Origin of the sequence: Priestia flexa (assembly GCF_021441905.1) — a bacterium.
Classification (GTDB): domain Bacteria; phylum Bacillota; class Bacilli; order Bacillales; family Bacillaceae_H; genus Priestia; species Priestia flexa.
On sequence record NZ_CP090431.1, the window covers coordinates 1,664,224 to 1,689,737 of the forward strand.

A 25,514-nucleotide genomic window follows, 5' to 3' on the forward strand; every position below is an offset into this window, starting at 1 on the left:
CACCTCATTATTTTGATTCTGAATAATCAGTTTTTTTGAACGTCACGATAGGCCTATTCGTAGTTTCGCTAGAACGAAAGAATATGTTTAGTAAAATAGCAGCAATGCTTCCTGTAATAATACCATCACTTACAATAATCTTGAGTCCAGCTGGGAGCTGGGCGAATAAATCAGGTACGACCGTTACCCCTAATCCAAGTGATAATGAACAGGCAATGATTAATAAATTACTTTGATTAGAAAAATCAACGTTGCTCAGCATTTTAATTCCTGATGAAATAACCATTCCGAATAATACAATCATAGCACCACCAAGTACCGGAGTAGGAACAACTGTTGTTAATTCAGCAATTTTAGGAATAAGACCTAACGTAATCAAAATGACTCCTGCTACCACTACGACATTTCTTGTCTTTACTCTTGAGAGTTGAACAAGTCCAACGTTTTGAGCAAACGTATTGTAAGGAAAAGCGTTAAAAATACCACCTAGCATAATAGCTAACCCTTCAGCACGATAACCTTTAATAAAATCTTGATCGTTTAAGTCACGCTCGCAGACTTTGCTTAGTGCGAGAAAAACACCCGTAGATTCAATTATGATTACCACACCAACTAGTATCATAGTCAGGATAGGTCCAATTTCAAATGTGGGTGCACCAAAATAAAATGGAGTAGGAATATGTAGCCAGGAGGCTTCTTTTACACTTGATAAATTAACCATGCCCATAAACGCTGCAACAATTGTTCCTACTACAATGCCGAGAAGTACGGACAATGCTTGTAGAAAACCTGTGAAAAAACGATTTAAAAATAAAATGAAAGCGAGAACGCCAAAAGCTAATGCTAAATTTTCTACGGATCCAAACTCTTCACTGCCAACACCACCACCCATGTTTCGAACGGCTGATGGCACAAGTGACAAGCCAATCATTGTCACGACTGTCCCTGTTACAACCGGTGGGAAAAGTTTAACGATTTTACCGAAAAAGTTAGCAAATAAAACGATAAACAGTCCCGCTGCAATAATAGCGCCGTATACTGCGCTAATTCCATACTGCGAGCCAATTGCTATCATTGGTGTAACCGCAACAAACGAGCTTCCAAGTACAACCGGTAATCCGATTCCAAACCAGCGGTTGTTCCAAGCTTGCAATAAGGTAGCAATGCCGCATGTTAGTAAATCAATTGCAACTAAATAGGCGAGTTCATGTGCGCTTAAATGCAAAGCGCGCCCCACGGTTAATGGAACAAGGATAGCTCCAGCATACATCGCAAGTACGTGTTGCAAGCCTAATGAAGTAAGTGCTAATGGATTTTGTGTTTTCTTCATACAAAATCTCCTTTCATTATATCACAATTGATGTTATAAAATGTAACATTAATAGGTGTTGATACCATCTTAATCCGTTTTGAATATTCTGTCATTAGTGAATGTAACTAAAAAATATAAGTTTTTTTTCGCTATTTTTCCAAAAAAATAACCCGGTGGTATGTTTTGTGACACATAAAAGAGCATGATAATTTTATGAAAATGAATAAGCTCTCTACTCATACACTATTACAAGACGTTATTAAACTATGGAGGTGCATCATGAAAGAATGGATACAACGCAAATTTCAACAGGTAGCAAATGACGAGAGAACGCTTAAAGCAAAAGAAAAGCTAGCGGATGGGGGAATTACAGTACCTATCTCAGCTGCTATGCTTATGCGCTTGTTTCAGAGACAGTTAAAGAAACAAGATCAAATTCAGAATTTAAGTATCATTTTTCAAGAAAATATCATTGAAGTAAAAGGTAGTGTTCATAAATATTTGTTAAAGATTCCCTTTCAAATAAAGTTGGAACCTTCTTCAGCTAACGGACGTGTGCTTTTATTTCAAATTCATGAAATGAAACCTACCAACCGCGATTTTCTTAAAAAGAGACTATTTGATAAACCTCCAGTAACGACTTATAAAGATGGGCAAATCCACATTGATCTGAACGAAATTGATAAAGTGAAACTGATTCCAATTTGAACGATTAAGCAGTTTTCCATTCAGGATAATAAACTGCGTGTGAAAATCGGAATGTAAGTGTTAAAAAATCTTTTTATAAAAAATTTAGAATTTTTCATCTTTACCTATTGTGACAATCTTCCATCTAGATGTACAATGGAATTTATATAAAGGTAAATAACCCTTAAATTCAAGAAAGCAAGGAGAAGCAACCATGACAAAGTACAATATTGATGTAACATTAACTCAAACAAAAAAGAAAAACCCAACGCTAGTGAATTGGCGTTCGGTAAAGTATTCACGGACCATATGTTCATTATGGACTACACAGAAGGTCAAGGTTGGCATGATCCGAGAATTATTCCTTATCAGCCTCTTACGTTAGATCCAGCATCGATGATTTTCCATTATGGTCAATCAGTATTTGAAGGCTTAAAAGCATATGTAACAAAAAAAGAGCAGGTATTATTATTTAGACCCGATGAGAATTTCAAACGATTAAACAAATCAAATGATCGTCTATGTATTCCTCACTTAGATGAAGAGTTAGCGTTAGAAGCGCTAAAAACACTAATTCAAGTGGACCGCGATTGGATTCCAAATGCTGAAGGTACGTCTTTATATATTCGTCCATTTATTATTTCAACAGAACCATATTTAGGCGTTTCACCATCTGATCGTTATCAATTTATTATTATTTTATCGCCTGTAGCTTCTTATTATAAAGAAGGCATTGCTCCGGTACGAATCGCGGTTGAAAATGAATTTGTCCGCTCTGTAGCTGGAGGGACAGGTAGTGCGAAAACAGGCGGAAATTATGCGGCAAGCTTAAAAGCGCAGCAGCTGTCTGGTACAAAAGGTTACTCTCAAGTACTTTGGTTAGATGGCGTAGAGCGCAAATATATTGAAGAAGTAGGAAGTATGAATATCTTTTTTAAAGTAGATGGTGAAGTTATTACTCCGTCTATTAACGGTAGTATTCTAGAAGGTATCACCCGCAAATCAGTTATTGAGCTATTGAAGCACTGGGGTATCCCTGTTTCAGAACGCAAGATTTCAATTGCTGAGATTAAGGAAGCCTATGCAGCTGGTAAATTAGAAGAAGCATTTGGAACAGGAACAGCAGCGGTTATTTCTCCAGTAGGTGAGCTATTCTGGCAAAATGAAGGTATGAGTATCAATGGTGGAAAAACTGGAGAAGTTACAAAGAAATTGTATGATACGCTAACAGGCATACAAAGTGGAATGGTTGAAGATCACTTTAATTGGTGTATAGAAGTAAAGTAGGTATAATTCAATAAAAACGTTAGTAAAAACCAGGGAAATAGTTCTTTTTTCCTGGTTTTTACTTTATACTTAAGGTGAACATGTTTCATTAGAAAAGATAAGGGGTTGGTGGGGTGCTATTTTTATCACATGATGAAAAAGTGCGTGTACTAGAAGAGGTTATTCAAAGAAAGTTATGCGAAATAGCTGGAGTGGAAATGAATGCTGGTGAACTTCATCGATTGGTTGGTTATTTATTTGCGTCTCATCTAGTTGAATTTACCCCCTGTGAGTACAAGCTGAGAATTCAGTATGAATCGCAGCTACACGATTTTTACAACCATCTAAAAGAATCTGCACCCACAGAGAGCGTTTAATAGAAGTGGTGTAATCTCTCCCAAAAAAAAAAGAAAGTTAGCATGCGTGCTAGCTTTCTTTTTTTTGATAGTTATTCATATAATTCCCTCTTTTACGCACATTAACAGTAAAATGTAATTAAAGGAGGCTATATGCGTGGCACAAATCGTAATGTTGGGATTGTTTATTGGACCATGGCTGTTATTCTTTTTCTTTGATAGCAATCGCATAAAGCGGTATGTTCTCGCTGGGCTTTTTGGGATTGTTATGCGGACGATTTCTTTGAAATGGCTAAACGCTATGATTGGTGGGAAGTTAACCAAACGCTGTTTTTCTTAGAGGATATGACCCCGTTTGTATTTGGCGTATTTTTTGTGGGTACACTTCTTATTTTTTATTTTACTTATCCCGGCTTTTGGGCGTTTTTTATCTTAAATGTCATCTTTGATTTATTTCAAGCTTATATAATGAGCCCATTTTTCCAATGTTTAGGGATTTATGAAATGCACTCTGTAAATGCATTCCAGCTTTTTTAAATTATGACCGCTGTGGCCATTCTTTTTTATCTTTATCAGAGGTGGCAAGATAGTGCATTTAAAATTGAAATCAAATAATAAAGCGCTCACATAAAATAATTCCATCCATTCATACCGAATAAAAAGGAATTATTTTATCTAAAGAAAAGAATTTTTCAATAAATAGTAAAACGAACAGGAAAGTTTGTGTTAAAATGTCAATGTTGCTTCCTAACGCGTAGAGTTTACGTCAAAGGAACAAGACTTTTATTTACATAGTTAGAAGGAGAGAGTTCTATGGAAAAAGTATTTATTTTCGGACATAAAAATCCAGACACAGATACAATCTGCTCGGCAATTGCTTATGCGGATTTAAAAACAAAGCTAGGTGTGAATGCAGAACCTGTACGTTTAGGGGACATTAATGGTGAAACACAATTTGCGTTAGAGAAGTTCAACGCAGAAGTACCACGCTTTGTAGCTGAAGTATCAAAAGAAGTAAATGAAGTTATTTTAGTTGACCACAACGAGCGTCAACAAAGTGCAATAGACATTGACCAAGTACGCGTACTTGAAGTAATTGATCACCACCGTATTGCAAACTTTGAAACAGCAGATCCACTATACTATCGTGCAGAGCCTGTAGGTTGTACAGCAACAATTTTAAACAAAATGTACAAAGAAAATGGTGTTGAAATCGAGCCAAATATTGCTGGGTTAATGTTATCAGCTATTATTTCTGATTCACTATTGTTTAAATCACCAACTTGTACAGACCAAGACGTTGCAGCAGCAAAAGAGCTTGCAGCTATCGCTGGTGTAGATGCAGCAGAATATGGACTAGCAATGTTAAAAGCAGGTGCAGACCTTGGAGACAAAACAGCAGCTCAATTAATCTCACTTGATGCAAAAGAATTTACAATGGGCGCTAGCAAAGTAGAAATTGCTCAAGTAAACGCAGTGGATGTAAATGATGTGATTGAACGTAAAACAGAAATTGAAGAAGTAATTGCAGCAACAATCCAAGCGAAAGAATTAGACTTATTCTTACTTGTTGTAACAGATATCTTAAACAGTGATTCAACTGCTATTGCACTTGGCGCAGAAGTTTCAAAAGTAGAGCAAGCATATGGAGTACCGCTAGTGAACAACATGGCGCTATTAAAAGGCGTTGTATCACGTAAAAAACAAGTTGTTCCAGTATTAACTTCAGTATTTGCATAATCCATAAAAACCTCGAGGTTCTTCGAAACCATCGAGGTTTTTTTATTATTTCAACATAAAAATCTGCTTATTTTGTTATAAGCCTTTACAAAGCACATGTTAATTTGTTAAATTAGTATCTATATTAAAAATTGTTAAATAATTTAAAAGATTTATATTTCTTTAGATCGTTACGAATACGGAGGGAATTATTGTGACAGAATTAAGAAGTAACATGATCAAAAAAGGTTTTGACAGAGCACCTCATAGAAGCTTACTACGTGCTGCTGGAGTAAAAGAAGAAGATTTTAATAAACCGTTTATCGCTGTTGTAAATTCATATATTGATATTGTACCTGGGCATGTACATTTGCAAGAGTTCGGGAAAATTGTAAAAGATGCTATTCGCGAAGCGGGCGGCGTTCCGTTTGAAATGAATACAATCGGCGTAGATGATGGGATTGCAATGGGACATATCGGTATGCGCTACTCACTTCCAAGTCGTGAAATCATTGCCGATTCAGTAGAAACAGTTGTTTCAGCACACTGGTTTGACGGAATGGTTTGTATTCCAAACTGTGATAAAATTACGCCAGGAATGCTAATGGCTTCCTTACGCTTAAATATCCCATCTATTTTTGTAAGCGGCGGACCGATGAAAGCCGGACAAACAAGCGACGGTCGACGCATTTCGTTATCTTCAGTATTTGAAGGCGTAGGTGCTTACCAAGCAGGGAAAATTGATGGCAAAGGACTTCAAGAATTAGAACAGTTTGGTTGTCCGACATGTGGTTCATGTTCTGGGATGTTCACGGCTAACTCAATGAACTGTTTAGCTGAAGCATTAGGCTTAGCGCTACCTGGAAATGGTACAATCTTGGCTGTTGCACCTGAACGTAAAGAGTTTGTGAAAAAATCAGCGAAGCAGTTAATGGAATTAATTAAGCTAGATTTAAAACCACGTGATATCGTAACAGAAAAAGCAATTGACAATGCGTTTGCGCTTGATATGGCTCTAGGTGGTTCAACAAACACTGTTTTACATACGCTAGCGCTTGCGAACGAAGCAGAAATCGACTATCCGCTTGAACGCATTAATGAAGTAGCAGCACGCGTACCACATTTATCTAAGCTTGCACCAGCATCTGATGTCTTTATTGAAGATTTACACGAAGCAGGCGGTGTATCTGCTGCACTTAATGAGCTTGCGAAAAAGCCAGGTGCACTTCATTTAGATACAATGACCGTTACAGGTAAAACATTAGGTGAAAACATTGCGGGGTGTGAAGTGCAAGACTACAATGTTATTCATCCAATCGATAAGCCGTTTACAGAAAAAGGTGGACTAGCTGTCTTATTCGGTAACTTGGCTCCAGATGGTGCTATCATTAAAACTGGTGGTGTTCAAGACGGTATAACACGTCATGAAGGCCCAGCTGTAGTATTCGATTCTCAAGACGAAGCCCTTCACGGCATTGCAAACGGCAAAGTCAAAGCTGGAGACGTAGTTATCATTCGTTATGAAGGACCTAAAGGAGGACCAGGAATGCCTGAAATGTTAGCTCCTACTTCTCAAATTATGGGAATGGGATTAGGGGCAAAAGTAGCCTTACTAACAGACGGAAGATTCTCTGGAGCATCACGTGGCTTATCAATTGGCCATGCTTCACCAGAAGCTGCTGAAGGTGGACCACTTGCATTTGTTGAAAATGGAGATTATATCGTAATTGATATTGAAGAGCGCCGCATGGACGTAGAAGTGGCACCTGAAGTTTGGGAAGCTCGTAAAGCTAATTGGAAAGGCTTTGAACCAAAAGTGAAAAAAGGGTATCTTGCTCGTTACTCTAAACTTGTTACATCGGCAAGCACAGGCGGAATCATGAAAATCTAAAACAAACAAAAGCCCTCTAGCTCATTTACTAGATAAAATGAATGAGCTAGAGGGCTTTTTCATGTAACATTCCTTGTCATTAATCATTTAACACTTGCAGTTCTTTTTGATAGCTTAAATAAGTTTGGACTTTGTGAATAGCAGAAGAGTAATCTTTAATTAGATAATGAATCGAGGTAATAACGCTATCAGGATACGCGTCAAGGTTTTGGAGTAATAATAAACGTTGATATCTCATTAATTGTTTTTCAAAATAATGCAGTACTTGTTCAGGGGTTTTGACAACTAGTAATTTCATGTATTCGTGAACCTGCTTTTCAAGAAAAAAATAGCGGTCTACAAAAAACATAACCTTCATCTTATCAGCCTCCTTTAAATTATAAGTCAGTATGTCATACGCTGAAGATTTTACATGATAGACGATTTTCAATCACAACCTTTTATCTTCCAGCTGAGGAAAAAGGAACGATTGTTAAATAGCAAAAAGAAATCCTCGGTTGAAGGATTTCTCTTCGCAAACAACCTATTACTACGCACTCATATTCGAAATAGAGGACTGCTGATATTTCGCAATCTTACATTTTATATATGTAGGTGTTTCACCAAATAAATTTGCCACAAACAAAACCGCACCGTAACGAGTTTTTGCATTTGAGATTTCACGATTCACAAGATATTCGTACACGGCCGCTTCCAGATTGTCTATAAATAAAAGAACATGACGCTTTTCGAAGAGAAGTTGATACATTTCAATAATAAGCTCTGATCGCTTTGAGAATTTTTCTTCTAATTGCGTTAAGCGATATGTTGTCAGAGGCACTTCGCATTGGATAATGTATTTTAATTCTTCTAAAAACAATTTATTCATGACGGTCACATCCCTATCCTTTTAATAAATTCATTTTAGCACTAACAATCTATTTTTGGAAGCGTTTTCAATAATATTTTTTTATGAAATAAATCATCAATTTCTGACATTTTTTTGCGATTTCTTGTATTAATTGTAGTATAGTTTGAATGAAAATCGAACGCTAGCGAATTGTTAAAGAATCTAACAAACTATTTTTATATTTTTCAAAAAACGAGCGATAGTTGGAATGAACTACCATTACTTTATGATAAAATAGCTATATAACTAAGTTAGGTGATGAAGATGACAAAAAAACAATTGAATGAACTAAAGATATTAAAGGATATTGCAGAAATCCTAAATGAAAGTACAGACGTAAAGCAAATGCTTCAAGATACCCTGGTTCAATTGCTTAAAGCAACTCAATTACATACGGGGTGGATTTTTTTAATTGACGAGTGTGGAGATTATGAACTCATGGCTGCTCATAATCTACCGGACGCGTTAACGAATCATCAAATTCAACCTATGCGTAACGGCAGCTGTTGGTGTGTTAGCCGCTATTGTAATGGTAAATTAACAAAAGCGACAAATACAATGGAATGCAAAAGGCTGGATGAAGCTACAGTTCACGATTGGGGAGAAACAAATAACATCACTCATCATGCAACCGTTCCTCTTTATTCAGGAAAAGAACAGTTTGGCATATTGAACGTTGCGGCACCAGGAAAACAGTATTTTGATCAACAAGAGCTTGATATATTAGGTGCTGTTGCGCTCCAAATTGGAACGGCTATTAAACGGTTAGACTTAACAAAAAAAGAACAAGAAATGCGACTAAGAGATGAAAGAAATCGCTTAGCACAAGACCTTCACGATTCTGTTAATCAGCTTTTATTCTCAATTCAGCTCACGGCTAAAGCAGGAACAAAAACTGGCCATGAGGCGTCCAGCGATATGTTTGAAATAATTCAACAAACGGCTAGTCAAGCGCAAGCTGAGATGAAAGCGCTGATTTTACAGCTTCGTCCAGATGGATTACAGCAAGGGCTTGTTTGTGCATTAACAAGCTATGGTGAAATGATTGGTTTAAACGTAAACGCAATTCGAGAAGGAACGGCTTTTCTACCAGCTTCTGTGGAAGAAATGCTGTTTAGAGCTGGGCAGGAGGCCTTGAATAACTGCCGAAAGCATGCCGATGTACACGATGTAAATCTTTTTCTATCAATCCAAAAAGAAAAGGTTACTATGACAGTTAGCGACAAAGGAATGGGTTTTTGCTATGAAGAGTATGAGTCGGCAATGCTTCCTACAATTGGTTTAAGAGCAATGAAGCAACGAGTCGAAAAGCAATCCGGTACATTCCATGTAACTAGTAAACTAGGAGAAGGAACAACGATCCAAATTGTTGTTCCGTTTTAAGGAGAGAGAAAGATGAGCATACGTATTTTAATTGCAGATGACCACCATGTTGTTCGCAAAGGGTTAGCGTTATTTTTACAAACCCAGCCCGATATAGAAATTGTGGGCGAAGCGTCAAACGGCCAGGAAGCCGTTCGAAAAGTGAAAGAACTACAGCCTGACCTTGTCGTGATGGATTTATCAATGCCAGAGCTTGATGGCATTCAGGCTACTAAACAAATTAAGCAAGAGCAGCCAAATGTGAAAGTAATGATTCTAACGAGCTTTTCAGATCAAGATCACGTAATACCGGCATTAGAAGCAGGGGCGGAAAGTTACCAGTTAAAAGAAAGTGACCCTGATGAGCTGATAGTGGGAATTCGAAATGTAATAAACGGTCAATACCAGCTAAGTCCCAAGATAACAGCTCATTTATTAAATAAATTAACCCAACCTGTTAAAAAAGAGCCTTTATTGTTAGATTTATTAACAAAGCGAGAGCGTGAAGTGTTAAAAGAAATTTCTTCAGGGAAAAGTAATAAAGAAATTGCAGCTGCTTTACATATAACAGAAAAGACGGTTAAAACGCATGTCTCAAACATTCTATCAAAGCTTCAGGTTCAAGATCGCACCCAAGCTGCTCTATATGCTGTAGAGCATCATGTTTAAAAATGTGCTCGGTAGTACCGAATGGATGTACATGATATAATAGAGAGATTAAACAAATCATGCTCAAGATTACTTGAGCATGATTTGTTTTATGAGGAAAAAATTTAGCGATAGGAAGATTTAAAAAGATGCGAATGTTAAATGAAGCGTATTTAAAAGATGCATATTCAAGTCGAACCTACTATAGAGGTCATACATATTATCAACAACAGCGAGTAACAGACTTAGAATACAATGAACAAACGAAAACATGGATAGGGTTTGTTGAAGGAACGGAATCATATACGGTTATGATTCAAATGAAAGAACAAGGTTACGCTTCTTCTTGTGAATGCCTAGCTTATCATGAGTTTGGTGAATGTAAGCATGAGGTAGCGGTTCTTTTAGCCATTTGTGAACAACAAGCAACAAAAACTGACGTTGCATCAACATCTCGCCGGAAAAGCTATGAACACCAGCGCGTCAATTCTTTTATTCAATCCTTCGCAGATTTTCATCAATCAGTTATTGAAAGTGATAGCAGGGATGAGAAAGAACAATTATCGGTTGAATATATTTGTAAGTCGCATTCAGAACGCTTTTCTAGAGACGGAGAGCTCTACTTAACAATTGAGGTAAAGGTAGGGGTTGAGCGTACCTATGTTGTGAAGGATTTACGGTCTTTTTTAGATGATGTAGCTGAGGATGAACCGCATGAATTCACCAAGCGGTTTTCATATGATCCGGTTGTACATTATTTTACGAAAGAAGATGAAGTCGTTCTTAACCTTTTACAGCAAATTGTCGAAAGCGAACGCTTTTATAAACAAACCTATGCTTCTCTGAGGCGAACCGTTACTAACAAAGATCTTGTTATCCCGACGTCTGTAGCAAAGTCACTCTTACACGCACTTCAAGGAAGAGACTGGACTTTTGTTCATGAAGATGAGACGTATAGAGATGTGTTACTGAAAAAAGAAGGCCTTCCATTTTCTTTTTTTATTGATGAAAATCAAGCCAAAGAGTTTCAAATTAATTTTCGGGACCTAGATGAAGCTTCTTTTTTTAATCGTTATCATTGGATTTTTGCGAGTGGTCATTTTTATGAGCTCACGAAGAAGCAGCGGAAGCTTGTAGAAGGATTACTGGAAAACATGCCGGTTCAGCCGGTTCTATCAGTTGATGATGAACAGATGGGAACGTTTTTATCACAAGTAGTACCTGGCCTACGCAAAGTAGGAGAAGTGAAAATTTCACAAGCAGTAGAAAATCAAGTTATGTCTCCGCCATTACAGGCAAAGCTGTGGGTAGAGAAAGAAAGCGAACAGCTTCTTGTGACGCTTGAATATCACTACGGTGATTTTATGATTAATCCCTTTCAGAATACCGATGAAAAACCTAAGTTTATTCTGGTACGAGATATGGAAAAAGAAGCAATTATTATGGATATTATTGAACATGCACCCATTAATATTTATAAAAACCAGCTTTACCTTCAGCAAGATGAAGAAGCGATGTTTGAATTCTTATTTCGTATTCTTCCTCAACTTGAAGAACTTGTAGACATCCGTATAAGTGAAGAAGCAAAGCAAGAAACCCTCTATGATGCTTCAAATTTGATCACAAGCATTGATTTAGAACAGCAAAACAATCTATTAGAAATAAACTTTGACTTGGCTGGAATCGATGAAAAAACGGTGCAAGAAGTTCTTAGGTCTGTCCTTGAAAAGAAAAAATATTATCGTTTAAACAATGGAGCATTTCTTTCTCTTGAGCAAGATGGATTTCAGAGGATTCAGGACTTGTTTACAGAGCTAAATGTGAAAAAAGAAGAGCTAGAAGAGAATCGCCTTCATGTTCCGCTATATAAAGGAATGCAAGTTGAAGAAATTCTTGGTCAATCACAGGAGGCTAAAGGTCGATTAAGCGAAGCGTTTCAAACGCTTGTTAAACGTATCGGAGCACCTGATCAAAGTAATTGGCGTATACCTTCGGGTCTGCATGCAGAGCTTCGAGACTATCAGTATACGGGATTTCGGTGGTTTAAATCTTTATCAACCTATTCATTAGGCGGTATACTGGCTGATGATATGGGGCTTGGAAAGACGCTTCAAACCATTGCTTATTTACTTTCAGAAAAAGAACAAGACGCTGTATTGCATCCATCTTTAATTGTTGTACCAGCTTCCTTAGTTTACAACTGGAAGAATGAATTTGAGAAATTCGCGCCTTCTTTAAAGGTGCACACGATTGCTGGAACTCCAAAAGAGAGAAACGATTTGCTTCAAGAGAACGCAGATATTTTTATTACGTCTTACCCAACGCTTAGACAGGATATGTCGTTATATAAAGAAAGAGAGTTTCATGCTCTAATTTTAGATGAAGCTCAAACGATTAAAAACTATGCTACGAAAGCGGCAGCAGCGGTACGGGCAATATCTGCTCCAAAGCGATTTGCATTAAGCGGTACACCGATAGAGAACTCACTTGAAGAGCTATGGTCTATTTTTCAAACGATATTACCTGGATTGTTACCAAGTCAGCAAGGGTTTAAAAAGATGACCTCAGAGCGGATTAGCAAATTAGTGCGCCCGTTTATTCTCCGTCGCGTGAAAAAGGACGTTCTAAAAGAACTTCCTGATAAAATTGAAACAACGCAGCGCTCAGAGCTGTCAAAAGAACAAAAAGAGCTGTACGTTGGATATTTAGAGCAATTAAAAAGCTCGTTAACTACAGAAGATTTTCAGCGAAACCGTATGAAAATTTTAGCTGGCTTAACGCGTTTACGTCAAATTTGCTGTCATCCAGCTCTCTTTATTGAAAACTACGAAGCTGAGTCCAGCAAGCTGGAACAGCTACTTGAAACCGTTCATCAAGCATTAGCTAACGGAAAGCGGATGCTAATTTTTTCACAGTTCACGAGCATGCTTCATATCATTAGAGAAAAGCTTGCAGAACAGAACATTTCCTTTTTCTATTTGGATGGCCAAACAGATGGAAAAGACCGAGTAGAGATGGCCAACCGTTTTAATAAAGGCGAGCATGATATTTTTCTAATCTCGTTAAAAGCTGGTGGGACAGGGCTGAATTTAACGGGTGCAGATACCGTAATTCTATATGATTTATGGTGGAACCCAGCGGTTGAAGAACAGGCTGCCGGACGAGCCCATCGCCTTGGTCAAAAGAATGTTGTACAAGTAATTCGCTTAATTGCGCAAGGAACGATTGAAGAAAAAATCTATGAGATGCAGCAGAAGAAAAGAGAGTTGATTAGCCAGGTAATTCAACCGGGTGAAACGATGCTAACAAGTCTATCGGAAGAGGAACTGCGAGAACTTTTAGAGATGTAGCTCACATGAAAGGAAGATAAAATGAAACGCTTTGCTTTTGTATCAGATTTTGATGGTACCATTTCACAAAAGGATTTTTATTGGATTGTGATTGAGAAACATTTTCCTGAAGGTAGAAAGCTATATAAAGAATGGAAGTCAGGTAAGCTGAAGGACATTGACTTTTTGTCAACTGTCTTCAGCTCAATTAACCAAACAGAGGACGTCATTTTACAAGACATTGATGGAATTGAAATTGATCCTGGAGTTCCTGCTTTTATTCAAGAAGTACAAAAAAGAGGCGGAGATTTTTATGTTTTAAGCGCAGGTTCAGATTACTATATTCGACCTCTTCTGAAGAAGCATGGTGTAGAGAATGTGGAAGTACTTTCAAATACCGGTGTGTTCCATGAAAAAAATGTTCACTTGCAAATTGATCCTAAGCACTGGAGCTATTCTGAGCGTTACGGAATTGATAAATCGTTAGTTATTCAGGATTTCAAGAAAAAATATGAGCAGGTCTATTTTGCCGGTGATAGTGAACCAGACTCACACCCAGCGGCTTGCGCAGACATCACGTTTGCAAAAGCTGCTCTTCAAGATTTGTTAGATGAAAAGAACGTTCCGCACGTAAAAGTAGCGTCCTTTCAAGAAATTACATCTTATTTTAATCAACAACATTTGTGGAACTAAGCATATATACGAAAGGAAAGTTAACAGCATGATTACATTTGAAACAGTCGTAGCAGATACACATTATATCGTTGAAGAAATGTTAAAATCGACGAAGACGAAAAACATAAAGTCAGTTGGTGAGCAGCTGCTAATTAAGTTAGAGGACACGTATATTGGCTATGTGCATACTGAAACCGTTAAGAATATTTGTCACATTCATACTTTTGTGATTCATAAAGATTATCAGGGGTATAGTTTTGGAACGCAAGCTTATCTCTTATTTGAAGAGAAGTGTCATGGAGATCAAATAAAGCTAAACTTCTCTGAAGACAAAAGGTACAATCAGTTTTGGGAACGACTAGGGTTTGCAGTAGCTGATAGCAATCCAACCACTTTTGTCAAAATGATATTGTCATAAAAAAGACCACCTTCAGGCTTGAAGGCGGTTTTTTTTTATGATTAGCGCATTCTTTTGGCACCAGCGTATTTATCTTGCCAATAATCATCCGTTAAATAATCAATGGTGACGCCTTCTTTATGTTTAGCATGTATCATACGGTTTTTACCAATGTAAACACCTGCGTGCGAAATTCCGCTGCGGTATGTATCTTCAAAAAAGACAACGTCTCCGACTTGTAGGTCTTCTTTTTTAACGTATGTACCAAAGTTCCACTGTTGATCCGTAGAACGTGGGAGCGCTACGTTATATGCTTCTTTGAATACATATTGAATAAAGCCCGAACAATCAAAACCAACTTCTGGACGTTCTTCTCCAAATTGATACGAAACGCCTAGCTGCTCTCGACTCTCCGAGACAATTTTATAGTCTGGAAATGAAAAGGTAGAGGCACTGAGTCTTTTCGCTTTGATAAAATGTTCATTCCAAAATGAACTATCTTTGAAATTTTCTTTAACCACTTCACCTTTTGAAGTAGAAGGGAAAATCATCTCTCCATCTCCAATATAGATTGCAGCGCTTGTAATGGTAGATGAGCTTGTAGAGAAGAATAACAGATCTCCGGTTGTTAAATCACTTTTATTCACTTCTGTTCCTAACTCACCTTGCCCTTCTAACGTGCGCGGCATATCTACATTTAAAGCTGTTTCTACTACATAGTAAATGAACCCTGAGCTATCGAAACCTTCTGATTTTGTTTCACCACCGCTTACATAGTCGATTCCTGATAATTCAGCAGCCGTCTTCACCACTTTAGTAGTATCCATTTCCGCTGCTTTGAACTCAGTAGGGGTGGTCCAAAGTAAGCTGATACCTACAATAGATGCAGCAATTAGTTGATGTTTTTTCATTTTCTTCCTCCTATCCATTTGTAAAAAAGACTACCTTTTGAATTATGACTTAGAAAACCTTGGATTTCGAGATTCTTTTTTCCTGTAGTGAAATACCTATCTAGAAACCTTTCAATTAATAGAATTGACCTAATATGTTAAATGTTCTGACAACTATCTTGTGTATCAGACATTTAAATGATAAAATCAATTTAACCGAAAAACGGAATTTAAGTTCCATTTTTCGGTACAACAAGATAGATAAGGGGATGAAGAAATGAAACGAATTGACGTGAACTGTGATTTAGGTGAAAGTTATGGAGTTTATAAGATTGGAAATGATAGAGAGATTTTAAAGTTTGTTTCTTCGGCTAATATCGCGTGTGGCTTTCATGCTGGAGATCCAACCGTCATGCGAGAAACCGTAAAACTTGCCTTGCATCATGATGTAGCTATTGGCGCTCATCCTGGTTTGCAGGATTTACGCGGGTTTGGACGTCGGAATATTCAAATTAGTCCTAGTGAAGCGTATGATTTAGTCGTATATCAAATTGGTGCACTCTACGGATTTGTAAAGGCGGAAGGAGGTACTATGCAGCATGTAAAGCCACACGGTGCTCTCTATAATATGGCGGCGAAAGATGCTGCATTATCAAAAGCAATTGCTGAAGCCGTATATGCAGTAAATCCAGAACTTATTTTATTCGGCTTATCTGGAAGTGAACTCATAAAAGCAGGAAAAGAAATAGGGCTTCAAACAGCAAATGAAGTATTTGCTGATCGTACATATCAAGAAGATGGTTCTTTAACTCTTCGAACAATGAAAGGTGCTTTAATCGAAGAAGATGAAGTAGCAATTAATCAAGTTATTGGAATGATTGAGCAAAAAGAAGTGCAGTCTCAACAAGGAACAACAGTGCCGATTCAAGCAGATACAGTTTGCATTCATGGAGACGGAACACATGCCTTGCAGTTTGCTCATGCACTTAACACAGCCTTTAAGCAAGCAGATATTACACGCGTCGCCGTATCATGCCGCTAATTGAGAGGAGAATTAATTATGGAGCCGATAAAACAATCAAAAAAACAGCAACTGTCGCCAGTACCTAAGCTTAACTGGACGCTCATGATGGGGGCCGCCTTCTTAATGGCCACGTCTGCTATTGGTCCTGGGTTTCTAACTCAAACTACTGTTTTTACTCAAACGTTAGCAGCTAGTTTTGGATTTGTTATTTTAGTATCAATTATTTTAGATATCTTTGCACAAACCAACGTTTGGCGAATTATCGCTGTATCCGAAAAAAGAGGACAAGATATTGCGAACATGGTGTTGCCAGGCCTCGGTTATGTCATCGCTGGGCTAATTGTTATGGGTGGCCTTGCTTTTAACGTAGGAAACATTGCAGGAGCTGGATTAGGATTAAATGCCTTGTTTGGTATCGCACCTGAATACGGTGCAATTGTAAGTGCAATCATTGCAGTGGCAATCTTTTTAATTAAAGAAGCTGGAAAGGCCATGGATCGTTTCACACAGTACGCAGGCTTTGTCATGATTGGTTTAATGTTTTTTGTAGCGTTTAAAACGGCACCTCCTGTTGGAGAAGCTGTAGTAAAAACAGTAATGCCGGATACGATTGATATTGTTGCTATTGTCACGTTAGTGGGTGGAACGGTAGGTGGCTATATTACGTTCGCTGGAGGTCACCGACTATTAGATGCAGGAATAAAAGGTGTTGATGCACTACCACAAGTGACAAAGAGTTCTGTTGTAGGAATTTTAATCACGTCTGTTATGCGTATTGCGCTCTTTTTAGCAGTTCTTGGCGTTGTATCACAAGGGCTTCAAATAGATGCAAGCAATCCACCCGCTTCAGTCTTTCAGCTAGCGGCAGGAAATATTGGCTATAAAATTTTCGGAGTTGTTATGTGGTCAGCTGCAATTACGTCTGTTATTGGAGCTGCTTACACATCCGTATCGTTCATTCGTACATTTAGCAAACGCTTAGAGCAGCATCATAAATGGGTAATTATCGGCTTCATTATTGTGTCAACACTATGTTTTGTAGTCATTGGAAAGCCAGTTAAAGTATTGCTGTTAGTTGGCGCAATAAATGGATTGATTTTACCAATTGCTCTTGGAACGCTCTTAGTTGCTGCTTACCGAAAAGATATTGTAGGAGATTATAAACACCCTCTTTGGTTAACGATCTCGGGTAGCCTTGTGGTTATCGTGATGGCGTTAATGGGGGGATATACATTAATTGATCAACTGCCTTTATTATTTAAATAACTGAGCTGGAGGTGGATTATTTTATTCACCTCCGTATTGTTGAAAGGAGACCAAATATGAGTTACGCAACTGAAACACCTGAAAAAATTCGTAAGCTTATTCGTGAAATGAAAATTACTGGACCAACAGCAGGGATGGCGAATGGATACGCCCAAGCAAATCTAGCAATCTTAAAACAAGAACATGCGTATGACTTTTTACTATTTTGTCAGCGTAACCCAAAGTCGTGTCCATTATTAGACGTAACAGAGGTTGGATCACCGTATTTAACCGTTGCAAAAGGAGCGGATATTCGTACAGATTTACCTAAGTACCGCGTATATCGAGAAGGTGTATTAACGGAAGAAATAACGGATATTACATCGCTTTGGGAAGAAGATATGGTAGGTTTCTTGATTGGTTGCAGCTTTACGTTTGAAGACGCCTTGTTAAATAATGGTATACCTATCCGACACATTGAGGAGAAATGTAATGTCCCGATGTACAAAACCAATATTGAATGTAAATCAGCTGGCTTATTTAAAGGCGTAACGGTTGTAAGTATGCGTCCTATGCCTTCTCGAGACGTACCTCGCGCGGTGCAGGTTACCTCGCGCTTTCCTTCCGTTCATGGAAGTCCTCTTCATATTGGTAGTCCAAAAGAAATCGGTATCCAACAAATTGATCATCCTGATTTTGGTGATGCAGTGACCATTCACGAAGGTGAAGTGCCTGTTTTTTGGGCCTGTGGAGTTACTCCACAAGCTGTTGCGATGGAGGTTAAACCGTCTATTATGATTACGCATGCTCCAGGGCACATGCTCATTACGGATATACGTGATGATGAGCTTGGAATTTTATAAACGAGGTGAAAGACATGATTAAAGCAGTAGATAACAAGAAAACAATTGCAGAGCTGACCCCACTTGGAGACTCGGCTGTGGTTGTAACATTTGGTTCAGAAATGAGCATTAGTACTCATAAACAAATCATGGCGCTTATGAATATGCTTGAAGATACACCGTTTGAAGGGTTTGTCGAGAGTGTCCCTGCATTTACAAACCTAACGATTTTTTACGACCCGCTTATTGTCTATCAAACATATCAAGGCAAAGATTCATCTTTAATATCTCCTTTTAAAATTGTTTCAGATCTAGTAGAGAAAAAGCTTGCTAGTTTAACGCACCATAAAGATCAACCATCTCATACTGTAGAAATTCCGGTTTGCTACGGTGGCGAATATGGACCCGATTTACAAGATGTAGCGAAGATCAATGGCTTGACGCCTGATGAAGTTATATCCATCCACTCAAGTGGTGAATACCTCGTATATATGGTTGGATTTGCGCCTGGATTTCCATTCTTAGGCGGTATGTCAGAGAAAATCAAGGCACCGAGAAGGTCGTCTCCTCGCGCCAGCATTCCAAAAGGGTCTGTTGGGATTGCTGGAATGCAAACAGGCGTTTATCCAATCTCTACGCCTGGAGGATGGCAGCTGATTGGTCAAACGCCAAAGCCTTTATTTTTACCAGAGCAAAATCCCCCTAGCTTACTTGAAGCAGGTAATATCGTCAAATTCATCCCTATTACAGAGCATGAATTTTTAAAATTTACAAAGGAGAGATAAGCATGAGCATAAAGGTCTTAAAGCCAGGTTTACTAACGACTATACAAGACTTAGGACGAACTGGCTTCCAAAAACACGGTGTCTTAGTGAGCGGAGCTATGGATACGTATTCTTTGCGCGTAGCAAATCTATTAGTTGCGAACGATGAAAAAGAAGCTTGCTTAGAAATGACTTTAATGGGTCCAACAATTGAATTTGAAAAAGATTGTGTAATCGCTATCACTGGAGGTGATTTAGCACCGAGCATTAACAATGAACCCGTTCATATGTGGAAACCAATCTACGTGTCAAAAGGAAGTACCCTTCAATTTGGACCATGTAAAAAAGGGTGTCGAGCTTATTTGGCAGTAAAGGGTGGTTTTTTACTATCTCCTGTTATGAATAGTAAAAGTACGTATTTACGTGGTGAGTTAGGTGGTTACAAAGGGCGCGCTTTACAGGCAAACGATGTAATTAAATTCACGGGTTCTCAACATCAGCATGTAAAGTTGGCAAGTCATGTACATATGCCAAACTGGTACGTGAATTTTCACGAACGCTTACCGTTTGAAAGAAAGCCAATTATCCGTGTAATAAAAGGCAGTCAATTTGAATTGTTTACTAAAGAAAGTCAACAAGCCTTTAGTGAACAAGCCTTTAAAGTTAGTACTCAATCAGATCGCATGGGTTATCGAATTGCTGGTCCTGAAATGGTACTTACTGAAAAAGTAGAGTTGCTATCAGAAGCCGTAACGAATGGATCTATTCAAGTACCGCCAGACGGAAATCCAATCATTCTATTAGCAGATCGACAAACCACGGGTGGCTATCCAAAAATGGCTCAGGTCATCACGGCTGACTTACCAGTTCTAGCTCAGGTGAAGCCTGGAGAAAGCATTTATTTTCAATATATTACCCTAGAAGAAGCTGAACAAATTTATTTAGAAAACGAAAAAACTATGAAGCAGTTAGCGTGTTCAATTGCACTTTATCAAAAAGAAGCTTAAAAAACGAAAGGGGAGAAAAGGATGATTAATACTGCAGAATTAAAAGAGGTTATAGCTTTAATGAATGAAGGTGGCATTCAAAAGCTACATGTGGAACACGATGGAACAGTGATTGTTCTTGATAAAACACTAACGGAAGAAGCAACAAAAGTGTTAACGCCTAGTAAAAACAATGAGGTAGAACTCACACCTCCATTAAAAAATGAGGAGCCATCAAAAGCGGTCTGCGAAGTACGTTCTCCTATGGTCGGGACCTTCTACTCCTCTCCTGAACAAGGAGCTTCACCTTTTGTATCGGAAGGTGATAGAGTTCGTGCTAATGATATCGTCTGTATTGTAGAAGCAATGAAGCTTTTTAATGAGGTAGAAGCGGGAATTGAAGGAGAAATTATAGAGGTTCTTGTGGAAGACGGCGATATTGTTGAATACGACCAGCCTCTATTTTTAATCAAACAATAAGCGCTAATAAGGAGTGAGACGATGTTTAAAAAAGTGTTGATTGCTAACAGAGGAGAAATTGCTGTTCGTGTGATTCGTGCATGTAAGGAACTTGGCATCAAAACCGTAGCTGTGTATTCTACTGGAGACCGCGATGCACTTCATGTACAGATGGCTGATGAAGCATACTGCATCGGTGGGAAAAGTCCTAAAGATAGCTACTTAAATAGTAAAAGCATCATCAGCGCAGCGGACGTGTCACATGCAGATGCGATTCATCCTGGGTATGGTTTTTTATCTGAAAGTGCACAGTTTGCAGATGCTTGTCTAGAGTATGGGATAACGTTTATTGGTCCTTCATCTCAGGCTATCTTAGATATGGGAGCTAAAGCAAAAGCTCGTGATACCATGAAGCGAGCAAACGTACCAATTGTACCAGGAAGCGACGGTTTAATTAAAAGTAGTACAGAAGCTGCTGCGATTGCAAAAGAAATTGGCTACCCTGTCATTGTAAAGGCATCCGCTGGTGGAGGTGGTAAAGGAATGCGCACGGCTTTTAATGAAGAAGAGCTTCACAAAGCAGTTCGTCAAGCTCAGCAAGAAGCGGAAAAAGCGTTTGGAGACAAAGGCGTGTACTTGGAAAAGTTTATTGAAGACCCGCGTCATGTTGAAATTCAAATTTTAGCGGACAAGCATGGACACGTTGTTCACTTAGGAGAACGAGACTGCTCCATCCAAAGGCGTCATCAAAAGCTTATCGAAGAGTCACCGTCACCAGCGCTTAGCGAAAAGCTCCGGGATGAGATGGGAGATGCTGCTGTGAAAGCTGCAAAAGCAGTGAACTACTATGGTGTAGGTACGGTTGAATTTTTACTGGATAAATACGGTGCGTTTTATTTTATGGAAATGAATACGCGTATTCAAGTTGAGCACCCAGTAACAGAGTTAGTAACAGGGGTAGATTTGATTAAAGAGCAAGTTTTAGCAGCAGCAGGTTATCCGCTATCCTTCACGCAAGAAGACACTACTTTTTCTGGATGCGCAATTGAGTGTCGCATAAATGCGGAAGATCCTTGGCGTGATTTTATGCCTTCACCGGGAACAGTAACAGAGTACATTCCACCTGGAGGGTTTGGGGTACGCATAGATAGCGCAGTATATGCAGGTTATACAATTCCACCTTTTTATGATTCGATGATTGCTAAAGTGATTGTTTACGGAAAAAATCGTACGGAAGCTATTCAGCGCATGAAGCGTGCACTCAGCGAATTTTATATTAAAGGAGTGCAAACAACCATACCGTTTCACTTATCCCTTCTAGAACATGAGAAATTTTTAGAAGGAGATTTTACAACGAAGTTTTTAGAAATATATGAGATTCAGCCAGAGCAGGTAGCAACAACTTTATAAGTAATAACAGAAGGCGCCTTTATATAGGGTGCTTTCTTTATTTTTATGTCTAATTAAAGGCGAAAAAACATCCTAAAATAAGGTGCTTTCCGCTAGTTTGTTGTATAATAAAACAAAGATTGTGAAAATATGTTCAAATTAAAGGAGAGCGTGAGTATGCAGGATAAAAATAAAACGGTTGTGAAATCGATGAGCATTCTAACGCTGTTCATTGATCACCCTCGCCTTACATTCAATGAGTTAATGAATAAGACAAATATCCCTAAAACATCGCTGCACCGAATGCTTGGATCCTTAGAAGAAATGGGTTTTTTAACGAAAGATCCATATGGCCACTATGAGCTTGGGCTTCTTTTTTGCAGTTTGGTCAGCTTGTAGCCGATCGACTAGATGTTAGAGGGCTTGCGCTGCCGATTATGCAAGCGCTTCGCGATGAAGTAGAAGAAGCCGTTAATCTGATCGTTCGCGATGGAAATGAAGCGATGTATATTGAAAAGATTGAAGCCGTGCACCCCGTACGTCTTTATACATCGATTGGACGAAAATCGCCGCTTTATGCTGGTGCTTGTTCTCGCATTATTTTATCTTTTTTATCATCTGAAGAGCAGCAGCGCTATTTAGAGGTAACCGATTTAAAACCAATAGGCATAGGCACAATTACCGACAAAGAAAAATTAAATGAAGAGCTTCATAAAGCACGTGTAAACGGCTATACAATTAGCCATTCTGAGCTTGAAGATTATACAACAGCTGTTTCAGCTCCAATCTTTAACCATAAAGGAGAAATTGTAGCGGGAATTAGCGTTGCAGGAATTGATGCACATTTTCATGAAGAAAGAATGCCATTTTTAATTAAAAAAGTAACAACGGCAGCAGCGGAGATTTCAGTGAAATTAGGATATATTCCTCAACACACATCTCCATTTGCGCAGTAATTTACATAAACGGAGGAGTTTACAATGAGACGATTAGAAGGAAAACGAGTCGCCCTTGCTGGTCAGCGAAAAGTAGAGGACATTAAAAAAATCGTAGAAAACTTAGGTGGGACGGCTCTTATTCGACCGGCACAAGGAACAATTTTTTTAGATGACACTCATCTTGAAGAAGACGTAAAAGATCTTGTTCAAGGTACGTACGACTGGTTTATTTTCACTACGGGTATTGGTACAGAAATCTTATACAATACCGCTGATAAAATGGGGCTAGCTTCTGAATTCCTAGCGGCATTAAAGAGCGCTAAAATCGGGGCTCGTGGCTATAAAACCATTAATATGCTAAAAAAGCTAGGCGTTACACCAACGGTTCGCGATGATGATGGCAGTACAGCTGGTCTGGTGCGAGAGTTAAAGAGTCATTCATTTGATGGATGTAAAGTTGCGCTTCAGCTTCATGGAGATCCTGCGCCTGCATTAATGACCTTTTTAAATGATCAAAACGCCAAGGCCAAAGATATTCTTCCTTATAAGCACATTCCTCCTCAAACTGACGTGATGGAGCAACTGTTAGATGAAATACTAACTAGGAAGGTAGACGCAGTCAACTTTACAAGCGCTCCTCAGCCTCGTAACCTTTTTTCGTTTGCGCGCGAAAAAGGAAAAGAACAAGAGGTTTTAGAAGCATTTGAGACAGACGTTGTGGCGTTATCAGTTGGAAAAGTAACGGCTGCTGCGTTAAATGATCAAGGCGTGAAGCGCGTGGTAGTTCCGCTTCAGGAACGAATGGGGAGCGCGATTGTAGCTCTAGAGCAATACTATCAGCAAACTATAGAGAAGTAATCAGGAAAATAGTACGCGTTTGCGTGCTATTTTTTTCTTCTATTTCACTAAGTCTTCCAATTATGAAATGAAATTGTAATATTTCATATAAATACATCGTGGTATAATTTTCGTAGTAAAAGACTATTTTTAGCTATTTTTCGACAATAATAGTTCGATATATACATAGAGGATTAGACAGATGAAGTAATGGAGGAATTTAAAGTGAATAAAAAAGCTATTTTTGCCAATGCAGCGGTTGTTTTAGGACTATCAAGCGTGTTTTCAACTGAAGCATTTGCCTCAACGATAAATGAAATGGAAAACCAAAAAACGACGATTCAACAAGAGCGTGAAGAACTACAAGGGAAAATTTCAAGCGCAAATGAAGAAAAGAAGCGTTTAGAAAAAGAACAAAGCAGCTTATCAGCTCAGTTGGAGCGTTTAAAATTAGCAGCTAAGGAAAACGAAAAGAAAGTAACGGATACAGAAGACAGCATTAAGCAGACAACTGAAAAAATAGACATCCTTCAAAAAGACATCGATACGCTAAATGAAAAGCTAGAAGAGCGCAATCAAGTTTTGGCTCAGCGTGCAAAAGCACTTCAAGAAGCTGGAGGCAGCGTTGATTATGTTCAAGTGCTTCTTGGTTCACAAAGCTTTTCGGATTTCGTTGACCGCTCGGTAGCTGTGTCAACAATCATTAGCGCAGACCGTGATATTCTAAAAGAAACTAAAGAGATGCAAGATGAAGTAGCACAGAAACAGTCTTCTGTAAAAGGTAAACTAAAAGATCTTGAAGCGATGAAAGAAGAGCTAAAGGGTATTAATGAATATTTAGCGGAGCAAAAAGCGGAGCAAGAAACCCTTGCTGCTCAGTTAAATGAAAAAAAATCAGAAAATGCACAGCAAGTAGCATCTTTAACGGAACAAGAAACAGATTTATCAACGCAAGAACAAACGTTAACAGACAGCATTGCAGCTAAAAAACAAAGAGAGCAAGAACAAAAAGAAGCAGCTGAAAAAGCTGAGCAGCAGGTAGCTACAGCTTCAAGTCAATCTATTGCTGAAAAAGCAGCTCCTGCTCAAGACAATGAAAGTACGAAAGCTACATCAAAAGCTACTGTTGAAGCACCAGCGGCTAAATCAGCTCCTGCTGCATCTCATTCTAATGTCGCAACGGTTGGGAATAAATGGATTGGGAATTCTGCATACGTATTTGGTGGAGGTCGTACCCAAGCGGATATCAACCGCGGATTCTTTGATTGCTCATCGTTTGTACACTGGGCATATTCACAAGTCGGCGTTGAGCTAGGACCTCGCGGCTATGTAAGCACTGAAACATTAAAGCGTGCTGGTACACAAGTTTCCGCTTCACAAATGCAGCCAGGCGACCTTGTCTTTTTTAACACATATAAAACAGATGGACATGTTGGCATTTATGTAGGAAATGGAAAATTCATTGGTGCTCAAAGTAAAGGCGTCGGCATTGCCGATATGACGCAAGGCTATTGGAAGAAAAAATTTAACGGACGCGTTGTTCGTATTTAACGTATAATTTTCTAAAAAATCATTCATACTAGATGGATGATTTTTTTAGGAGGTACGG

23 protein-coding genes and 2 pseudogenes are annotated in these 25,514 nt (G+C 38.6%); 21 read left to right on the top strand and 4 right to left on the bottom strand.

All coding sequences use genetic code 11. From position 1 onward, the window contains the following. Positions 1 to 7 precede the first annotated feature (7 nt). Positions 8 to 1,330 carry a nucleobase:cation symporter-2 family protein gene (locus LZP85_RS08435; RefSeq protein ID WP_119544037.1) on the bottom strand — a complete coding sequence of 441 codons (1,323 nt, stop codon included), beginning with the start codon at positions 1,328 to 1,330 and terminating at the stop codon, positions 8 to 10. Between the two features lie 261 nt (positions 1,331 to 1,591). Between LZP85_RS08435 and LZP85_RS08440 the strand changes: the two genes are divergently transcribed. The 6 genes and pseudogenes from LZP85_RS08440 (at position 1,592) to ilvD (ending at position 7,231) form a co-directional block, all read left to right on the top strand. Continuing rightward, the gene (locus LZP85_RS08440) at positions 1,592 to 2,020 is read left to right on the top strand and encodes a hypothetical protein (RefSeq protein WP_234562149.1); all 429 of its coding nucleotides are present in this window, start codon (positions 1,592 to 1,594) and stop codon (positions 2,018 to 2,020) included. A gap of 193 nt (positions 2,021 to 2,213) precedes the next feature. Next, positions 2,214 to 3,286, top strand: a pseudogene (locus tag LZP85_RS08445) (branched-chain amino acid aminotransferase). A gap of 113 nt (positions 3,287 to 3,399) precedes the next feature. Beyond that, a complete protein-coding gene (locus tag LZP85_RS08450; RefSeq protein WP_206833478.1) occupies positions 3,400 to 3,642 on the top strand; it encodes a hypothetical protein in 243 nt (80 codons plus the stop codon). A gap of 136 nt (positions 3,643 to 3,778) precedes the next feature. Further along, positions 3,779 to 3,961 (top strand): hypothetical protein, encoded by a 183-nt coding sequence (locus LZP85_RS08455; protein ID WP_224840163.1) that lies wholly within the window; start codon positions 3,779 to 3,781, stop codon positions 3,959 to 3,961. A gap of 473 nt (positions 3,962 to 4,434) precedes the next feature. Next, the gene (locus tag LZP85_RS08460) at positions 4,435 to 5,361 is read left to right on the top strand and encodes a manganese-dependent inorganic pyrophosphatase (RefSeq protein WP_206782377.1); all 927 of its coding nucleotides are present in this window, start codon (positions 4,435 to 4,437) and stop codon (positions 5,359 to 5,361) included. 193 nt (positions 5,362 to 5,554) lie between these two features. Continuing rightward, positions 5,555 to 7,231 carry a dihydroxy-acid dehydratase gene (gene ilvD, locus LZP85_RS08465; RefSeq protein WP_119544036.1) on the top strand — a complete coding sequence of 559 codons (1,677 nt, stop codon included), beginning with the start codon at positions 5,555 to 5,557 and terminating at the stop codon, positions 7,229 to 7,231. 79 nt (positions 7,232 to 7,310) lie between these two features. Here ilvD and LZP85_RS08470 read toward each other — a convergent pair whose 3' ends face one another. Next, complete coding sequence (locus tag LZP85_RS08470) at positions 7,311 to 7,589, bottom strand: hypothetical protein (protein ID WP_061784631.1); 279 nt, start codon at positions 7,587 to 7,589, stop codon at positions 7,311 to 7,313. 171 nt (positions 7,590 to 7,760) lie between these two features. Continuing rightward, entirely contained in the window at positions 7,761 to 8,099 is a 339-nt protein-coding gene (locus LZP85_RS08475) for a hypothetical protein (RefSeq protein WP_025911084.1), read from the bottom strand. Between the two features lie 285 nt (positions 8,100 to 8,384). Between LZP85_RS08475 and LZP85_RS08480 the strand changes: the two genes are divergently transcribed. The 5 genes from LZP85_RS08480 to LZP85_RS08500 all read left to right on the top strand — a co-directional run bounded on the left by LZP85_RS08480 (position 8,385) and on the right by LZP85_RS08500 (position 14,552). After that, positions 8,385 to 9,503 carry a GAF domain-containing sensor histidine kinase gene (locus LZP85_RS08480; protein ID WP_119544035.1) on the top strand — a complete coding sequence of 373 codons (1,119 nt, stop codon included), beginning with the start codon at positions 8,385 to 8,387 and terminating at the stop codon, positions 9,501 to 9,503. A gap of 12 nt (positions 9,504 to 9,515) precedes the next feature. After that, on the top strand, positions 9,516 to 10,151 hold the full coding sequence (locus LZP85_RS08485; protein WP_076512973.1) for a response regulator: 636 nt from the start codon (positions 9,516 to 9,518) through the stop codon (positions 10,149 to 10,151). A gap of 128 nt (positions 10,152 to 10,279) precedes the next feature. Further along, entirely contained in the window at positions 10,280 to 13,480 is a 3,201-nt protein-coding gene (locus tag LZP85_RS08490) for a DEAD/DEAH box helicase (protein WP_226639183.1), read from the top strand. A gap of 21 nt (positions 13,481 to 13,501) precedes the next feature. Then, on the top strand, positions 13,502 to 14,152 hold the full coding sequence (locus tag LZP85_RS08495; RefSeq protein ID WP_061784627.1) for an MtnX-like HAD-IB family phosphatase: 651 nt from the start codon (positions 13,502 to 13,504) through the stop codon (positions 14,150 to 14,152). 28 nt (positions 14,153 to 14,180) lie between these two features. After that, positions 14,181 to 14,552, top strand: a complete 372-nt coding sequence (locus LZP85_RS08500; RefSeq protein ID WP_119544033.1) for a GNAT family N-acetyltransferase — start codon at positions 14,181 to 14,183, stop codon at positions 14,550 to 14,552. 41 nt (positions 14,553 to 14,593) lie between these two features. On the opposite strand, the gene LZP85_RS08505 is transcribed toward LZP85_RS08500, so the two are convergent. Further along, the gene (locus tag LZP85_RS08505) at positions 14,594 to 15,442 is read right to left on the bottom strand and encodes a C40 family peptidase (protein WP_182840878.1); all 849 of its coding nucleotides are present in this window, start codon (positions 15,440 to 15,442) and stop codon (positions 14,594 to 14,596) included. Between the two features lie 256 nt (positions 15,443 to 15,698). On the opposite strand from LZP85_RS08505, the gene LZP85_RS08510 reads away from it, so the two are divergent. The 10 genes and pseudogenes from LZP85_RS08510 (at position 15,699) to LZP85_RS08555 (ending at position 25,456) form a co-directional block, all read left to right on the top strand. Next, positions 15,699 to 16,463, top strand: coding sequence for a LamB/YcsF family protein (locus tag LZP85_RS08510; protein ID WP_138117009.1), 765 nt, complete (start codon positions 15,699 to 15,701; stop codon positions 16,461 to 16,463). 18 nt (positions 16,464 to 16,481) lie between these two features. Next, complete coding sequence (locus tag LZP85_RS08515) at positions 16,482 to 17,711, top strand: NRAMP family divalent metal transporter (protein WP_119544030.1); 1,230 nt, start codon at positions 16,482 to 16,484, stop codon at positions 17,709 to 17,711. A gap of 56 nt (positions 17,712 to 17,767) precedes the next feature. Next, positions 17,768 to 18,553, top strand: a complete 786-nt coding sequence (locus LZP85_RS08520) for a putative hydro-lyase (RefSeq protein ID WP_061784622.1) — start codon at positions 17,768 to 17,770, stop codon at positions 18,551 to 18,553. Positions 18,554 to 18,567: 14 nt separating this feature from the next. Further along, a complete protein-coding gene (gene pxpB, locus LZP85_RS08525) occupies positions 18,568 to 19,317 on the top strand; it encodes a 5-oxoprolinase subunit PxpB (protein ID WP_119544029.1) in 750 nt (249 codons plus the stop codon). 2 nt (positions 19,318 to 19,319) lie between these two features. Beyond that, entirely contained in the window at positions 19,320 to 20,303 is a 984-nt protein-coding gene (locus LZP85_RS08530; protein WP_206833481.1) for a 5-oxoprolinase subunit C family protein, read from the top strand. A 21-nt stretch (positions 20,304 to 20,324) separates the two neighbouring features. Continuing rightward, complete coding sequence (gene accB, locus LZP85_RS08535) at positions 20,325 to 20,762, top strand: acetyl-CoA carboxylase biotin carboxyl carrier protein (protein WP_025911069.1); 438 nt, start codon at positions 20,325 to 20,327, stop codon at positions 20,760 to 20,762. Positions 20,763 to 20,783: 21 nt separating this feature from the next. Continuing rightward, complete coding sequence (gene accC, locus LZP85_RS08540; protein WP_100347759.1) at positions 20,784 to 22,151, top strand: acetyl-CoA carboxylase biotin carboxylase subunit; 1,368 nt, start codon at positions 20,784 to 20,786, stop codon at positions 22,149 to 22,151. Between the two features lie 156 nt (positions 22,152 to 22,307). Continuing rightward, a pseudogene (locus LZP85_RS08545) lies at positions 22,308 to 23,086 on the top strand (IclR family transcriptional regulator). Positions 23,087 to 23,110: 24 nt separating this feature from the next. After that, positions 23,111 to 23,926 (top strand): uroporphyrinogen-III synthase, encoded by an 816-nt coding sequence (locus tag LZP85_RS08550; protein WP_061784617.1) that lies wholly within the window; start codon positions 23,111 to 23,113, stop codon positions 23,924 to 23,926. Positions 23,927 to 24,130: 204 nt separating this feature from the next. After that, positions 24,131 to 25,456, top strand: coding sequence for a C40 family peptidase (locus LZP85_RS08555; RefSeq protein ID WP_226639182.1), 1,326 nt, complete (start codon positions 24,131 to 24,133; stop codon positions 25,454 to 25,456). The last annotated feature ends 58 nt before the right edge of the window (positions 25,457 to 25,514 follow it).

Bases quoted from the DNA above. Each gene is read 5' to 3' on its own strand.
- LZP85_RS08440 (WP_234562149.1), top strand. From the start codon at position 1,592: ATGAAAGAATGGATACAACGCAAATTTCAACAGGTAGCAAATGACGAG.
- LZP85_RS08500 (WP_119544033.1), top strand. From the start codon at position 14,181: ATGATTACATTTGAAACAGTCGTAGCAGATACACATTATATCGTTGAA.
- LZP85_RS08480 (WP_119544035.1), top strand. From the start codon at position 8,385: ATGACAAAAAAACAATTGAATGAACTAAAGATATTAAAGGATATTGCA.
- LZP85_RS08460 (WP_206782377.1), top strand. From the start codon at position 4,435: ATGGAAAAAGTATTTATTTTCGGACATAAAAATCCAGACACAGATACA.
- LZP85_RS08550 (WP_061784617.1), top strand. From the start codon at position 23,111: ATGAGACGATTAGAAGGAAAACGAGTCGCCCTTGCTGGTCAGCGAAAA.
- LZP85_RS08495 (WP_061784627.1), top strand. From the start codon at position 13,502: ATGAAACGCTTTGCTTTTGTATCAGATTTTGATGGTACCATTTCACAA.
- LZP85_RS08485 (WP_076512973.1), top strand. From the start codon at position 9,516: ATGAGCATACGTATTTTAATTGCAGATGACCACCATGTTGTTCGCAAA.
- pxpB (WP_119544029.1), top strand. From the start codon at position 18,568: ATGATTAAAGCAGTAGATAACAAGAAAACAATTGCAGAGCTGACCCCA.
- LZP85_RS08510 (WP_138117009.1), top strand. From the start codon at position 15,699: ATGAAACGAATTGACGTGAACTGTGATTTAGGTGAAAGTTATGGAGTT.
- LZP85_RS08520 (WP_061784622.1), top strand. From the start codon at position 17,768: ATGAGTTACGCAACTGAAACACCTGAAAAAATTCGTAAGCTTATTCGT.
- LZP85_RS08470 (WP_061784631.1), bottom strand. From the start codon at position 7,589: ATGAAGGTTATGTTTTTTGTAGACCGCTATTTTTTTCTTGAAAAGCAG.
- LZP85_RS08435 (WP_119544037.1), bottom strand. From the start codon at position 1,330: ATGAAGAAAACACAAAATCCATTAGCACTTACTTCATTAGGCTTGCAA.
- LZP85_RS08475 (WP_025911084.1), bottom strand. From the start codon at position 8,099: ATGAATAAATTGTTTTTAGAAGAATTAAAATACATTATCCAATGCGAA.
- LZP85_RS08490 (WP_226639183.1), top strand. From the start codon at position 10,280: ATGCGAATGTTAAATGAAGCGTATTTAAAAGATGCATATTCAAGTCGA.
- accC (WP_100347759.1), top strand. From the start codon at position 20,784: ATGTTTAAAAAAGTGTTGATTGCTAACAGAGGAGAAATTGCTGTTCGT.
- LZP85_RS08505 (WP_182840878.1), bottom strand. From the start codon at position 15,442: ATGAAAAAACATCAACTAATTGCTGCATCTATTGTAGGTATCAGCTTA.
- accB (WP_025911069.1), top strand. From the start codon at position 20,325: ATGATTAATACTGCAGAATTAAAAGAGGTTATAGCTTTAATGAATGAA.
- LZP85_RS08530 (WP_206833481.1), top strand. From the start codon at position 19,320: ATGAGCATAAAGGTCTTAAAGCCAGGTTTACTAACGACTATACAAGAC.
- LZP85_RS08515 (WP_119544030.1), top strand. From the start codon at position 16,482: ATGGAGCCGATAAAACAATCAAAAAAACAGCAACTGTCGCCAGTACCT.